We start from the raw sequence: 14608 nt of genomic DNA, 5'->3' as shown, positions 1-14608 counted from the left end.
TCGCCGATCGTACCGCATGCGGATCAGGGAGTCGTTACGACCAGATTCCGAAGTGCCGCACCATTGTAGGCTGCAACTATCGGATCGTTGACCGTTGCGGTGACCAGCCTGATGTACGTCATCAGCTTCGCCGATTCCACCGCTGGAGCGTTCGACGTGTACAGAACATCCTTGTTCCGGATCAGCACCTTCGTCGCCAGGAAGTACGTCGACGGGTCGCGCATATTGAAATTATACACGATCGGGACGATCGGCGTCGTGAAACGGCTCACGTCGACACCCAGCATCGCGGCAACTTCGCGCCGCTCACCGCGATAGAGGAAGATCGCTCCGGGATCAGCCAGCGTATCGTTCAGGCCGCCTGCCTTGCCCACGGCCTCGGCCACCGAAATTCGCCAGGCGTCGAAATTGAACTGACCCTGCTGGCCGGTTGCACCAAAGGCGACAAATGTCTGCGGCTCACGATAGACGTAAACCGTATCGTTCGGATGGACCCAGATATTGTTCGACGGCTCATACACCAGCGCCCCAAATGGCACGGTAGCCTGCTTGCCGTTGCGCTCGAGCATGACCCAAGTGTCGAAGCCTTGTCCCTTGGGGCCGCCGGCACGCGTGATCGCATCAAGCAGGTGCTCGCCGGCAGCGTTTGCGGGATAGCGAACCGGATTGTTCACTTCGCCGAGAACACTGATGAGCGACGTCCGCTGATCAATGAGCGCGACGACAGCCTGGGGCTCGATCGCGCGATTCTTCAGCGAATCCGCGATCGCCTGCTGGACTTCGGAAGGCGTCCGCCCTTGCGCGCGGACAGCGCCGGCATAAGGAACCGAAATATTGCCGTTGTGGTCCACCGTCTGATTAGGCAGGGCGATGAAGTTGCCGGGTCGAACGCCCGCTTCAACCGGGATAAACAGGCCGCCTGCGGCGGCCTCGAAGATGGTCACGCTGACGACGTCGCCCACGCCAAATCTGATTTCGCGGGGGGGCTGACGATCAGGATAGGTAACAGTCAGCCTGCCAGTATTGCGCGCCAGCACGGACACCACGTCTGAATTGACGCGGACCAGCGCGTACGGAAGGCTGTTTTCATCGACCGGCGTCTCGTTTTTTACAGCTTGGCCGGACGGCCCCGACGTCGGCAAATAGCTGCACCCGGCCAGAGCAATCGTGGCGCAGAGGGCAATTCCAGCAAAAAATTTGATTTTAAAATTAGTCCCCATGCGGTCGGAACTATCATGGGCTCGGCGCAATCTCTAAGTGAATCTGCGTTGGAGCAGATTTTTGGATCACGGTAGTTGCTGATTTGCAACGATCTCGCGAAGGCTTAACCAGCAGCTAACTAAGCTTGGCGCGCGGCGTGGATTTAGATCGCTGGACGCGGAGGCATCGCTACGGCGCGAGGGCGGACAGGTGGCAGATTTTGCGAACCTCACCTTGGTGAAGGAATCACCGGCTAGAGCCGTAACCGGCGTAGCCGCCCTTCGATTGGGAGCTATTGGAGCTTCCGAATGGACTTGTGAACGGGCTGCTAAATCCAGTGCTGACGCCTTGGTTGGTTCTCACCGCCGAATTCGGTCCCCCCGAGACCGCCGATCCGCTCTGGCGTTGCTGCGTAACGGTCTGAGTCGGGGTTTGCGATACGCCCTGCGCCATTGCTCCCTCTCCGGATAGCAACAACAGGGTTAGCATGGCTGTTCCGTATCTCATGAAACGCTCCTTCCAATTTTCCGGATCATCGCAATGACCGGGAACGGCCTCACGCCGCCGCGACGGCGAGAAATTCCGGGCGGCATTGCGTTAGCTGCCAAAAGTGTTCGAAAATAGCAAACGGACCGGCTCTTTCAGTATAGGTGTGATGGACGTGACGCGCCAGATCCCCTTGGGGACCGACGTAGACAACCGCCTTTTCCGCGAAGTTGGTCAGGCAGGCGACCCCGTAAGGTGTTCTGCCGTCGCGCTCCATCGGAACTGGATAAACGAATTCGGCCAGAGCCGCCTCGACCTTCGTCGCGATCATGGTCTGGAAGATTTCCTTTTGATTCGTGACGACGGCATGGAGCGCATCGATGGATCTCCCGGGATCGTCGTCGGTCGCGGCGAGCATCGCTGCTGCTCCACCCGGTGATCCCGCCGTCCAATCGAGAACCGCCCCAAGATACCGTGGCGGACGGTCCAACCGGACGATCCCATACGCAGCATGCGCCAGTCCCACTCCCCCGTCCGTCACAACCCATTTCCCCTTCGATATCATACTGCCGACCGTGCCGATCCTGCGGATGACCTGTCCTGTCGGCGAGGCGCCGAGATTCGGGGAGTCCGGACGGTCGAAGTCGTCGAAGAAGGCTTTGGGGGGGCGGCTCAACGAGGCACCGTTTGAAACCTTCGCAGCGAACAGGGTCAGTCTCGCGATTGTCGAATTCCAGCTGCCGCTCAAGCCGCTGCCCAGTCGGGCGAGTTTCAATCTCGCGGGCATTTCGCAATCGATCGTCTTGAGAGTCTTTCCATTGAGCGATGCCGCAAGTCCGGCGGTGCCTTGAACCAAGCAAACGGTAAACCGCATCAACGGCGGCACGACACCGAGCCGAACCTCGCTCGAGATCCCCTTGCTCACGACAGTCACATAGAGAACCCTCTCGCGTTGCCGGATCTCGACATAGTTGTCGGGATCGGCGTACTCGCACCATAGCGCGCCCGACGCCACAAATCTCGGTGCATCGGCCGTAATGAGGACCGAACGTTCGACGTGCGAGAGATAGCCCTCAGCGTCGGTCAGCATGACGTCGTCGGCCTTGCGCGATGTGGCGCAAAACGTCGACCGCCAGGCACGCTGCTCCAGCTGAGGCGAATGGAGCTCGAATGTGGCGTCGAACCGCGCCTGCGTCGTCACTCTCAGGGCGAGGCTCGCAAAACCGTCTTCGGGGGCCACCGACCGAACTTGCTCCCACCACGGCTTGTCGGTCTGCATCAGTTGAATGGGGACAGCGACCGGAAGGATGGCCGATCCGTCCGACTTCAGCTGCAGGATGCAGAGCTCTACCTTGGTCAGCCCGCCCGCGTCGCGATTTGCCAACCGCAACGCAAGCGATCCAGTCAGCAGTTCGCCACGCTTGACCGCGAAGTGCCGGTTGGTAGCCATGACAACGTAGAACTGGCCGGCGGCGTCTCCTCGCAGTTGCAGGCGGCCGGACGTCGCGTTGACCTTAGTGAAGGTGACGAGCTTGCCGGTCATCGGCGTAACCTGCCATCCCGACGGAAGCACGGCTTCTGCCGCAAAGCCGGCATCCTCAACGCCGTTCAGAGCCGCTTCCTCGATCATGATACCGGCTGGATCGCCGAACACCTCGTGGTCCACGTAGCGCAGATTGCCACGAAGGACGTGCGCGTGCTGGTCCGACGCCGTTCGATCGAGAAAGTTGAGATCTGCAAGCGGCGTCGGGGCCTGCTCGGCGGCTCGGGCCTGGCTGTAAAGCAACGCAGATAAAGCAGAGCCCAAAATCTCCCTGCGTGTAGGCATCTCTCAGGCTCCAGGTGATCGCACGCGATACTGGCAGACCCGTTACCTCTCGGCAAGATTTGCGCGGCACAGCGCGGTCGGACGCGTTCGCGCTTTCCAGATCGGTCGCGAATTCCGTCACGACGGGGCCGCCAGGCTTCACTGTCTCCGCCCCCTCCCCCTTAGGAAGACGCGCGTCTGCTCCCTCTACACATGCAGCATGAAGGTGTCGTGGGTGTGGGTGTAGCCCATAGCATCCGCGAGGGCGTGAATGTCGAGATGCACATCCTGCGCAATCGAATTCGTGTACCAATCAAGCTGCGCCTCGTTGAACGGCAGCGGGGCGTGGCCATCATACGTGCTTGCGCTGGCGGCGGCCGCGGACGGATGGAAAACAAATCCGTCGCCGACCTGGCTCACCGTGGCGGCTTGATTCGGCATCGACAGTGTCAGCGGAGCGACGTTCGTCGCGGGAGGATCGATGACGAATGTGCCGCCGTGTCCGTCACTGGACAAGGCGAATGTCATTCGCGTGTAGTCGCCCGTCAGATTTAGATGCGCCGTGTGGCTTTGCGCGTCGGTGACCGTCAGCACGCCGCCCGAGGTATTTCCGGTGTACGAAACCCGGGTGTCGGCCCCGTACGCGATATCCCTCAGGTCGAGGATATCCGAGGCGGTCGGGTCGCCATTGCCCGACAGACCCAGGATATTTCCGGTGAACTTGGTGGACTGATCCAGGACCAGCATGCCCGTGTTCTTGGCGAACGTGATCGAGCCCGATGCGGCGCCGGCGAGCTCGAGGCTGCCTCCAGCATCGATCGTAAGCTGCAGGCTAACGCTGGTCGCGACGGTGCCGGCCTTCGTGCCGATCGTGCCGTCGCCGTTCAGATCCTGATGCATCGTCAACTCGAGCGAGAGCAGCGACGTGTTCGAGCCGGAGACCGAGCCGGCGATGGTCGACAGGAAGTTGCCGTTCGCATCGGTGGCCGCGACCGTATACAGGCCGGTGCTGGCATCCTTCCAGGCGACGTCGTAGCCGGTCGTCGTCTTCTCGGCGCCGATGAAATTGGTGCTGGGGAACTGATCCGTGCTGACCGCGGCACCCGCCAGTTTGAATACGACGTCGGTGCTGCCTGTGACGAAGTGCAGGCTGTTTCCAACCTGCTCGAGGATCGTGCTGCCCGCCGTCTCGATGATCTTGACGGGCAGGCCGATCGTGCCGTCGCCGTTCAGATCCTGATGCATCGACGACTCCAGCGATCGAAGCGCATCGCTTGTGCCGGAGACCGAGCCGGCGATGGTCGACAGGAAGTTGCCGTTCGCATCGGTGGCCCCGACCGTATAAAGTCCGGTGCCGGCATCCTTCCAGGCGACGTCGTAGCCGGTCGCCGTCTTCTCGGCGCCGATGAAATTGGTGCTGGGAAACTGATCCGTGCTAAGCGCGGCACCTGCCAGTTTGAATACGACGTCGGTGCTGCCTGTGACAAAGTGGAGGCTGGTTGCGACCTGCTCCAGGGTCGTGCTTCCCGCGCTTTCGATGACCTTGCCGGTCTGGAGAACGTCGGATCGCACGCTCGTATTGCCGGCTGCGTCGGTCGCAGTCGCCGAGAACGAGTGGGGGTCCGAGGAAAGCGATCCGACGTTGATGCTCCAAGTGCCGTCGCTCTTGGCCTTTCCGGAGCCGATCAGGGTGGTGCCGTCGTAGAGTGCGATGGTCGCGCCGGCTTCGGCAGTACCGGCAATGGTGGAATGAGCCGGCGTAAACGACACAACGACAGGCTTGGCGGGAGCCGTCGTGTCGATCGTCACGGTAAGCGACGTAGAGGCAGAGCTGACGTTGCCGGCAACATCCATCGCCTTGGCCGTGAACGCGTGGTTGCCGTCGCTCAATGTTGCCGTCGCGAAAGACCAGCCGCCGGTCTTGTCTGCAACCACCGTGCCGATCTGCGTCGTCCCGTCGAAGATCTGGACCGTACTGCTGGCCTCTGCGGTGCCGCTCAGCGCAACGTGGTTCTGGTTGGTGATGCCGTCGCCGATCGTTCCGCTGTCCGGCGTGAATGAAGCAATGCTCGGGGCCGTGGGCGCCGTCGTGTCGACCGTCACCGTGAGTGCGGTCGACGACGTGACGTTGCCGCTCTGATCCGCCGTCTTCGCTGTGAAAGAATGAACCCCGTCGGTCAGGTTTGCCGCGACGAACGACCATTTTCCGGTGCCGTCTGTCACCGCCGTGCCAAGCTTGGACGAATCGTCGAAGATCTGGACTGTCTCGCCGACGGCGGCCGAGCCCGTCACCGTAATCTGCTTCGCGTTGGTGATGCCGTCGCCCGTGATGTTGCTATCGGGCGAGAACGAGTTGATCTGAACGACAGGCGGCTTGGCGGAATAGGCGCGGATGTAGTCGATAAGCATGTCGCCGCCCACCGGCGAACTAGAGTCCGTGATGGCCGGCCCGTACAGCGCCAGGTCGGCGATCATATACATGGGAGTGTGCATGTCGGATGGAGTGGCAATCTGGAAGGTCTTCACTCCGTCGACGTACCAGGTAATCGTATCGGGCTCCCAATCCATGCCATAGGTGTGGAATCCAGACGTCATCGTCGGGAGGTAGACTCCGTCCTGCTGGAGCTGCATGCTGCCCGTCGCAGAACTGTGCGATGTCATGTAGTCGATCGTCGGGTTGTTGCCGAGCGACTCCATGATGTCCAGCTCTTGAGCCGGCACGGTCCCGAATAGCGCATTATTCGTGGGCAGCAGCCAGAATGCGGGCCAGAGCCCCTGGCCGGCAGGCAGCTCCGCCCTCATCTCGAAGTAGCCGTAGAGCTGCGAGAAGGAGTGATAGGTTGTGATCATGCCCGACGTGTACTGGGCATTGTTGATGTAGGACTGGATCGCGGCAGCTGCGGGGCCGGCATGAAGATCGAGGATGCCGTTGTTCACGGTCCATGGCGTCACCGAACTCGTGGGCGCATAATTGCTGTTGATGTACCAGTTGACCTCCTGGTTGCCACCAATGTTGATTCCGTTGGCAGCCGCCCACCAATAGGTCGAATCCCAGGTGCCGCTCGTGCCATTCCACAGGCTGAGCGAGTTGAAATCGTCCGAAAACGTGAGTGTGGCCGTTCCAGCGAGATTTTTCGGATCGATCGACATAGCGCTCTCCTCAGCTGGGAAATTGCTATGGCATCGCCCGTTTTCCTGACTTTAATGGCCGGGTACGAGTTGTTTTGGTAATTAAGGTGCGCCTGCGAGTACCGCTAAAATTATACGGATTGGCATCAATGGTTTTTGACCGACGCCGGCAGGCGCAATTCAGCAAGGTTAATTCGACGCGAACATCACGAGCAGGGCAGTTGCTTCTCCACGTTCGGCGGCGGCATTCGGGTCCGCAGTTGCAGACATCTCAATCGCAGATCGAGCGGCTCATCCACGAATCGACGCGAACGTTGGATGTCGACGGGTTCTCATCTCTCGGGTTGAGATGATCCAGCGGTCACGCGAGTCCGGACCTGTCCTGACTTACTCTCTCGCCGCATGCGTGTCGTACCACCCCGTCGGGGGAAACTCAGGAATGTGATAGTCGGTGCGCCCCCGTGGCCCGAACGAGAATTTCCTGCACTTTGCCGAGCACGCGGAAGAGACTTTTCCGACCCCGTAAGATTCCGTGGTCGCCCGGCAGCGCGCATAGCCTCGTTGCTTTGCCCGTAAATTTTCGGGTGCTGCAACGGCACGTCCCTGAAGGGAGAGACGTAATGGACCTTAACTTGGGCGGAGAATTATTGCATATTTGGTCGGACCGGCATCCCCGGCATTGCGGCCTTTGGCCGGCTGAATTTGAGCTGTCGGTATTCTCGAACTTTCATCCACCATCGTTGAAATAGGTTGTGCTGCTCTTACTGTCGCGTACTTGGCCACATTTGGAAGATAGGCCGTCATTGTGTTGTCCCGCCTGAGTATCCCTTCGCATCTTCATCATTAATATACTCGTTCGGTTACAACCGACCGTCGTATTGGTAGGGAGTATTGGAACGGCTGCCCGGCTCGGTTTCGAACGCCGGGGACCACAAACATTGAAAGGCCCTGGCGGCGGCCGTGAAGCATTCGGATTTCAGTAGGCAAGGGTTAATTTATGTCAGGGGGGTTCTCCTACGATCTGACTGGAAGGCGGGTCTTCGTGGCCGGCCATCGCGGAATGGTAGGTTCGGCCATCATGCGCCGCCTCGCGTCGGAGAGGTGCACCCTCCTTTATGCCGATCGCGGAGAGCTCGACCTTGCGAAGGAGCAGCTGACATTGCGGTGGCTCGAGGCAAACCGTCCGGACGTCGTGATCCATGCCGCCGCCAAGGTCGGCGGCATTGCCGCCAACAGTAGTTTCCCTGTCGATTTTCTCTGCGACAATCTCGCAGTCGAACTCAACGTGATCCGCGCAAGCCATGCAATCGGCGTTGGGCGCCTGCTGTTTCTCGGCTCGTCCTGCATATACCCCAAGCACGCCAAGCAACCGATCGCCGAAAGCGAATTGCTGACAGGGCCGCTCGAGCCGACCAACGAATGGTACGCAATCGCCAAGATTGCCGGCCTCAAGATCTGTCAGGCACACCGGCTGCAACATGGTGACGATTTCATATCGGTGATGCCGACCAATCTCTATGGCCGCGGTGACAATTATCATCCAGCGCACAGCCACGTGCCGGCGGCGCTGATACGACGCTTCCACGAGGCCAAGCTGGCGGGGACCCCGACCGTAACCGTCTGGGGCACGGGCAATCCGCTTCGTGAGTTTCTCAACGTCGACGACTTCGCCGATGCGTGCGTCTTCCTCTTGAAGAACTACTCGAACGATCTGCCCATCAACGTCGGCAGTGGTGACGAAGTCTCTATCGCCGATTTTGCCTCCATGGTAGCGAAGGTCGTGGGCTATGCGGGCAAGTTGGTTTTTGATACGTCCAAGCCGGACGGCACGCCCCGCAAGCTCCTCGACAGTTCCCGGATTCGGCAACTGGGCTGGCGTTCGACTACCCCGCTACCGACCGGGCTGGCGGGGGCATATGAGGATTTTATAAAAGGCTACGGTCGTCATTTGGAAGGCAATTCCGGCGACTGACGAGATCAACGCTTTTTTTGAGACGCGATTTTTCGATTCCAGTTTTAGAAGTTGGATTGTACTTGATGCGTATTCTGTTGGTCGGAATCAACTATGCGCCCGATCTGATCGGCGTTGCGAAATACAACACGGAGCTCTGTGAGAGCCTTGTGGCCGAGGGGCACGAGGTCAGAGTGATCACCGCACCGCCCTATTATCCCGCCTGGCGAATCCCGGTCGGCTTCGACAGTCACTATTTCAGGGCTCGGAACGTCAATGGTGTCGAGATCACGCGCGCCCCGATATACGTGCCGCGGAAGCCGACGGGTGCGAAGAGGCTGCTGCACCATGCCTCGTTTGCGTTGACGACCGCGCCGCCGATGCTCACGAAGGCGCTCGAATGGCGGCCCGACGTCATGCTGTCCACCGCTCCCTCCTTGATGTCGTCCGCGCTCGTTTCGTTCGTCGCGCGGCGGATCGGTGTGAAGTCCTGGCTGCATGTGCAGGATTTCGAGGTTGATGCCGCCTTTGATCTCGGACTGCTTCGAAACGGCGCGCTTCGCAGGCTAATGCTCGGAGCCGAATCTCGCATTCTTCACTCGTTCGACCGGGTATCGTCGATTTCACCACAGATGGTCGACCGGCTGCTGGCCAAGGGCGTTCCTGCGGAGCGGACCCTCGAGATCAGAAACTGGATCGACACGAGCGCCATCTTTCCCCGGTCGAGGCAGACCAGTTATCGGCGTGAACTCGGCATTTGCGAAAGCGATATCGTCGGGCTCTATTCGGGCACGATGTCGAACAAGCAGGGGCTCGATCTCGTGATCGAAGCCGCCTCCATGCTGCAACATAGTCATCCCGAAATTCATTTCATCCTCGCCGGAGAGGGGCCTGACAAGGCGAGGTTGCTCAAAATGGCGGCCGGCCGCTCCAATGTTCATTTTCTCGGACTGCAACCCAACGAGAGCTTCAACGAGTTGATGGCGACGGCGGACGTGCATCTCATTCCGCAGAAGGCAGAGGCGGCTGATCTGGTCTTGCCATCCAAGCTTGGGGCCGTGTTTGGCTCCGCCCGTCCGGTGATCGCGATGGCGACCGAAGGAACGGGGTTGGCCGACGAGGTCAAGGGTGCCGGGATGGTCGTTTCGCCCGGCGACACACGGGCCCTCGCCGATGCGATCTGCACGCTAGCCCAGAATCCGGCGCTCTGCGCGGCGTTCGGCGCCGAAGGACGGAAGCGCTCACTCGAGCGCTGGGATCGTCGGGCCATCGTCAGTCGCTGGGCGCTCGAGATGAGCGCGATGCGAAACGCATCGACTCCGTCCGGAATGCAGGCGGCGATGACCGCTGGCGCGCCCGACGCTATCTCGGTGAAGGACGCCATTCGTCTGCCTTGACGGCATTGAGGCGCCCCGCTGCCTGTGGTCGACGGAAATCATTCGAGGCCTCCGCCTCAACAAGTGCCAGACGGCGTTCTGGGCTGCGGTCACTCGTGACGCGGATAATATCTGAAGCCGTGTTGCTTGATCAGTTCATCTCGCTTCGCTGACGCGAGATCTTCCTGCACCATCTCACGCACGAGGCTTTCGAACGAGGTCTTGGGCCACCAGCCAAGCTTCTCCTTCGCCTTGGAGGGATCGCCCAAGAGGGTCGCGACCTCCGTCGGACGGAAATAGCGTGGGTCGACGGACACGATGCACTTGCCTGTGGCGGCATCATAGCCCTTTTCATCGACGCCCGTTCCTTCCCAGCGGATCCGCATCCCCACTTCGCCCGCGGCAACCTCGACGAAGTGGCGAACCGAGTGCTGCACACCGGTTGCGATGACGAAGTCCTCCGGCGTATTCTGCTGCAGCATCAGCCATTGCATTTCGACGTAGTCGCGCGCATGCCCCCAGTCGCGGAGCGCATCAAGATTGCCCAGATAAAGACGTTCCTGAAGGCCGAGGTGGATGCGGGCCAAAGCTCGTGTGATCTTCCGGGTGACAAAGGTCTCGCCCCGCACGGGCGACTCATGATTGAACAGAATTCCGTTGCAGGCGTACATTCCGTACGCCTCACGATAGTTCACCGTGATCCAGTAGGCGTAGAGCTTCGCAACGGCGTAAGGCGACCGCGGATAGAACGGAGTGGTCTCCTTCTGCGGGACTTCCTGCACCAGGCCGTACAGTTCTGACGTCGAGGCCTGGTAGAATTTGGACTTCTTCTCGAGCCCCACGATCCGAATCGCCTCGAGGATTCGCAGCGTGCCAAGAGCGTCCGAATTCGCGGTATATTCCGGCTCCTCGAACGAAACGGCCACGTGACTTTGGGCGGCGAGATTGTAGATCTCGTCCGGCTGTACTTGGCCGACGATCCTGATCAGACTGGAAGAGTCGGTCAAATCACCATAGTGCAGTCGGAACGGTGGATCCGGCTCGTGTGGATCGAGGTAGAGATGATCAATGCGGTCGGTATTGAAAAGCGAGGTCCGTCGCTTGATGCCATGGACCTCATAGCCCTTCGCGAGCAGCAATTCGGCCAGATACGCACCGTCTTGACCAGTTACGCCGGTTATTAATGCTCTTTTTTTCGTCATATAGCCTACTCAAAATATGATCCGCATATGTAGCCAAAATCAGCTTGCATACGCAGTGCGTAGGTCGATCAGGACGGCAATTATTGCAGCGTAAGATTAATCCTCCGGCGGTGGATCGTACGTGCCGCGTCAGCAGACGCCCCTAACCCGCTCAGGCCTTGCGGTCATCTTGATCCAAGGCTCGCATTGATCCAGGGCTCGCAAGGCGCTGATCTGCGGACTCGGACGTGAACGGGTTGCGCGATCGACCATTGCCTGTTTTGCACCCCGCGATAGGATCACGCCGCGTCAACGATGACGGCAGCACACAAGGGAGGGTAACCATGCGCGCCGAACAAGGATTCAAGCGAGCCGCACTTGCATTCTCGCTGCTGGCTCCCCTGCTTTTGCCAACCGAGACATCAGCCGTCACCGTTGAGGTCGCGAGGAAATGCAATGCGCTCGTTGCGAAGAACTTTCCACCACGTCAGCCCGGCAATCCGGCGGCGGGCAGCGCCAAAGGCAACGGACAGGCCGAACGCGACTATTTCAAGAAATGCGTCGACAATGGAGGCAATGTGGACGACACCGCCGACAAGGACAAAAAATGATCGGGCTTGTGTCGACAACGCATCGAGGCAAGCGCGATTGAAATCCGGATGCGCATCGCCTGCACGCTTGGTGGTTCACCGAAGCACCTCGTCAATGGCGCACCATACCGAACGTCCCCCACCGCAGCGACCTCCTCTGGTTCGGCTCACACGACTGTCAGGGCCATCCACGCGCCGACATCGTCGAGACGATCCCGCGAGTTCACGGCGTCGATCATCCGATTGATCGGCGAGATCGATGGTATCCCCAATCAAGCCAGACGAATTAGCCAAGGCAAGTCGGCCTCCGCTGTTCGCGCCCGGTGTCGTGATGCCGACGACAGGAGGTTGCGGATGTTTCGAACCCATGAAACCGAGTCGTTGATTGCGTTGCGGCGACGTTCGAACCTAAAAACAAAAACCCAGCAATCCATTCAGATTGCTGGGTTTCCGTATCGAACTTGGTTGCGGGGATAGGATTTGAACCTATGACCTTCAGGTTATGAGTGCCTTCCGGGTTGATTCCTGACGTTTCCCTCTGATGCCTGACGCTTCCTAAGCCACTGAAATTGAATGATTTGTTTGACTTTCTAATCTCCGCAATGTCTTCTCGTTTCCGTTCTGGTGGCGACATGGTGGCGACACGGAGAACGGATGTTCTTGGAATGATCACTCGCCTGACAAAGCGGAACGTCGATGCGATTGTACCGGGAGACCGGGCGATAATCGCCTACGACCAGGACCTTAAGGGCTTTGGGCTCCGCGTCGCGACGAATGGCCGATGGAGCTGGTTCATTGAATACCGGCCGGGTGCTGGCGGTCGGCGCGTGCCTAAAAAGCGGATGTACTTTGGCTCGCGAGAATTCACACCAGAGGAAGCGAGGCAAGCCGCGAAGGAGATGCTTGCCTCCGTTGCGCTTGGCGGTGATCCCGCCGCGAAGCGCAAGCAGGAACGAGCGAGTGAAACGTTCCGCGACTTTGCCGAGCGATACCTCAAGGAAGAGGCCGAGGTGAAGTTGAAGCCGGGCACAGTGGCAAACTACCGGATCGCAATTCGAAAGCATGCAGCGCCGGATATTGGCTCAACGAAGCTGAACCGGATCACGACTGCGCAGATCGCGCAACTGCACAAAAAGGTGGGTGAAACAAAGCCCATGACCGCCAATCGCGTCATGGAATGCATCAGCTCGATTTTTCGATATGCCGCCACCTGCAACATCGTGTCGGTCGGTCATAACCCAACGCAAGGCATTCGGGCATTCCGCGAACAACGACGCGAACGCTTCCTGAATGCTGAAGAACTCGCCCGTCTGGGCCAGACAATTCGTGAAGCGGAGACGGTCGGTATTCCTTTCAGCATCGACCCGACGAACCCAAAATCTAAACATGCCCCGAAGAGCGGCGCGATCAAGATTGATGCTCATACAGCAGCGGCACTGCGCTTGCTCATCCTGACTGGCGCGCGGCTTCGCGAGATTTTGGACTTGCGATGGGAGTATGTGGATTACCAACGCGATCTATTGTTGCTGCCCGACAGTAAGACAGGCCGCAAAGCGATAGTGCTGAATGGTCCTGCCCTCACCGTTCTACGCAGCCTCGATCAGACAGGTGAGTGGGTTATCAAGTCAGAAGGCGAAGACAAGCCGCGGGCGGACATGAACCGTCCCTGGCGAACGATCTCAGCACGGGCGAAATTGCCCGGCGTTCGTATTCACGACCTTCGGCACACGCATGCGAGTGTCGGTGCGGCGGCCGGACTTGGACTCCCGATCATCGGCAAGCTGCTCGGCCACACTCAAGCCAGCACCACCATGCGATACGCACACCTTGATTCAGACCCACTGAAGGTCGCATCCGAACGAATCGGCAGCTCAATTGCATTGCAGATGGGCGATCAAGCGTCGCGTTAGCTTTCAATTATTGGAGATTCGCGTGGCTACCCGGCATCGAAAGGTCTTCGTCTCAGACAAGCTTGCAGGAAGCCGGTACGAGCCATTGCCACAGCACCACTGGATTACTTTGCAAACCAAACATGATTTAAGATTGCCCTTGGATGTCCGGGACAAAATCAACGCGGTCTGCAGGATCTTGGTCGAAAACAATCGGGGAGCTGAGAACCTCACCGCATGGACCGATGTGCAGAAGAAACTCAATAATTGGAGGCTTGATACGGCCAGGCTTCGAGGAAACGTTTGGAAGCGACGAGCGCCGCAGCGGAAAGTTCAATTTGAGAGTTTTCGTAACCTCGTCGAAGAACTGTTCGACCCAACGCTCACTGACGGCGAACTACGCTATCCACTCGCACTGCTAGATCGCTTCTTGGAGGGAACCATTGCCGTATCAGAGCACATCGAGGAGTGCATGCGACGATGGATGAGCGAGCACAGTTACGAAACCGAGCTCTGGTTGATTTGGGCGGCTCTTGTCCTCAAGCATCTGGAGAACGCGGGGAATGAAATCAAACACCCCAATCGAGACCGCCTAAAGTCAGCCGGACCTGTAGTGCTGATCGAAAAGCTCCAGGCACACTTTCCTGCCGCCCTTCGCAGGCGCGAAGCTGAAGCTCTGCGCAAAGCAGTGATTGCGGCGTATAAGATTTCACTTCGTGGCTCGCTTCAGCAGCTCAATGAAATGCTCGATCACTGGTGCAACGGCGGCGACCTTCTCATGGCCCGCTATAGTGACAAAATCCGAGGGGAACAGTTTCAGCTTGCGCTCGCACTGGAGAAGCAACTGCGGCTCACTACTCGATTCGGCACACAACGACGGAAGCAAAGCCTGACCAGCGAAAGTTTGGAAAAGCGCCGCCAGATGCCGAAGCCCAGAAGAATTGAATTGGATTGAAATACCGCGTTTCCAATTCCGCTCGCTGAACGCTCAATTCCCTA

General features: G+C 59.1%; 10 protein-coding genes. 5 read left to right on the top strand and 5 right to left on the bottom strand.

The window, feature by feature from the left end:
- Positions 1-23 precede the first annotated feature (23 nt).
- The 4 genes from H8B02_RS06650 to H8B02_RS06635 all read right to left on the bottom strand — a co-directional run bounded on the left by H8B02_RS06650 (position 24) and on the right by H8B02_RS06635 (position 7426).
- Positions 24-1220: a polysaccharide biosynthesis/export family protein gene (locus H8B02_RS06650; RefSeq protein WP_229165484.1), complete on the bottom strand. Its 1197-nt coding sequence runs from the start codon at positions 1218-1220 to the stop codon at positions 24-26.
- Between the two features lie 536 nt (positions 1221-1756).
- On the bottom strand, positions 1757-3514 hold the full coding sequence (locus H8B02_RS06645) for a hypothetical protein (protein ID WP_229165483.1): 1758 nt from the start codon (positions 3512-3514) through the stop codon (positions 1757-1759).
- 186 nt (positions 3515-3700) lie between these two features.
- Positions 3701-6643 (bottom strand): Ig-like domain-containing protein, encoded by a 2943-nt coding sequence (locus tag H8B02_RS06640; RefSeq protein ID WP_229165482.1) that lies wholly within the window; start codon positions 6641-6643, stop codon positions 3701-3703.
- Between the two features lie 606 nt (positions 6644-7249).
- Positions 7250-7426, bottom strand: coding sequence for a hypothetical protein (locus H8B02_RS06635; protein ID WP_229165481.1), 177 nt, complete (start codon positions 7424-7426; stop codon positions 7250-7252).
- A gap of 193 nt (positions 7427-7619) precedes the next feature.
- Here H8B02_RS06635 and H8B02_RS06630 point away from each other — a divergent pair, with 193 nt between their 5' ends.
- Together H8B02_RS06630 and H8B02_RS06625 are read left to right on the top strand one after the other, a co-directional pair.
- Positions 7620-8594, top strand: a complete 975-nt coding sequence (locus H8B02_RS06630) for a GDP-L-fucose synthase family protein (RefSeq protein ID WP_229165475.1) — start codon at positions 7620-7622, stop codon at positions 8592-8594.
- A 17-nt stretch (positions 8595-8611) separates the two neighbouring features.
- Positions 8612-9970 (top strand): WcaI family glycosyltransferase, encoded by a 1359-nt coding sequence (locus tag H8B02_RS06625; RefSeq protein WP_229165473.1) that lies wholly within the window; start codon positions 8612-8614, stop codon positions 9968-9970.
- 89 nt (positions 9971-10059) lie between these two features.
- On the opposite strand, the gene gmd is transcribed toward H8B02_RS06625, so the two are convergent.
- Entirely contained in the window at positions 10060-11151 is a 1092-nt protein-coding gene (gene gmd, locus H8B02_RS06620) for a GDP-mannose 4,6-dehydratase (RefSeq protein WP_229165471.1), read from the bottom strand.
- A gap of 323 nt (positions 11152-11474) precedes the next feature.
- Between gmd and H8B02_RS06615 the strand changes: the two genes are divergently transcribed.
- The 3 genes from H8B02_RS06615 (at position 11475) to H8B02_RS06605 (ending at position 14564) form a co-directional block, all read left to right on the top strand.
- On the top strand, positions 11475-11741 hold the full coding sequence (locus H8B02_RS06615; protein ID WP_229165469.1) for a hypothetical protein: 267 nt from the start codon (positions 11475-11477) through the stop codon (positions 11739-11741).
- A 548-nt stretch (positions 11742-12289) separates the two neighbouring features.
- Positions 12290-13630 carry a tyrosine-type recombinase/integrase gene (locus H8B02_RS06610; RefSeq protein WP_229165468.1) on the top strand — a complete coding sequence of 447 codons (1341 nt, stop codon included), beginning with the start codon at positions 12290-12292 and terminating at the stop codon, positions 13628-13630.
- Positions 13631-13652: 22 nt separating this feature from the next.
- Entirely contained in the window at positions 13653-14564 is a 912-nt protein-coding gene (locus H8B02_RS06605) for a hypothetical protein (RefSeq protein WP_229165466.1), read from the top strand.
- The last annotated feature ends 44 nt before the right edge of the window (positions 14565-14608 follow it).

This window comes from Bradyrhizobium altum, from assembly GCF_020889705.1.
GTDB lineage: Bacteria > Pseudomonadota > Alphaproteobacteria > Rhizobiales > Xanthobacteraceae > Bradyrhizobium > Bradyrhizobium altum.
The sequence above is the reverse complement of the archived record's forward strand: the minus strand, read 5'-3'. Positions and strand labels throughout refer to the sequence as shown.

Excerpts from the sequence above, each read along its gene's own strand:
- H8B02_RS06615 (WP_229165469.1), top strand. The coding sequence starts at position 11,475 with ATGCGCGCCGAACAAGGATTCAAGCGAGCCGCACTTGCATTCTCGCTG.
- H8B02_RS06650 (WP_229165484.1), bottom strand. The coding sequence starts at position 1,220 with ATGGGGACTAATTTTAAAATCAAATTTTTTGCTGGAATTGCCCTCTGC.
- gmd (WP_229165471.1), bottom strand. The coding sequence starts at position 11,151 with ATGACGAAAAAAAGAGCATTAATAACCGGCGTAACTGGTCAAGACGGT.
- H8B02_RS06635 (WP_229165481.1), bottom strand. The coding sequence starts at position 7,426 with ATGACGGCCTATCTTCCAAATGTGGCCAAGTACGCGACAGTAAGAGCA.
- H8B02_RS06630 (WP_229165475.1), top strand. The coding sequence starts at position 7,620 with ATGTCAGGGGGGTTCTCCTACGATCTGACTGGAAGGCGGGTCTTCGTG.
- H8B02_RS06640 (WP_229165482.1), bottom strand. The coding sequence starts at position 6,643 with ATGTCGATCGATCCGAAAAATCTCGCTGGAACGGCCACACTCACGTTT.
- H8B02_RS06645 (WP_229165483.1), bottom strand. The coding sequence starts at position 3,514 with ATGCCTACACGCAGGGAGATTTTGGGCTCTGCTTTATCTGCGTTGCTT.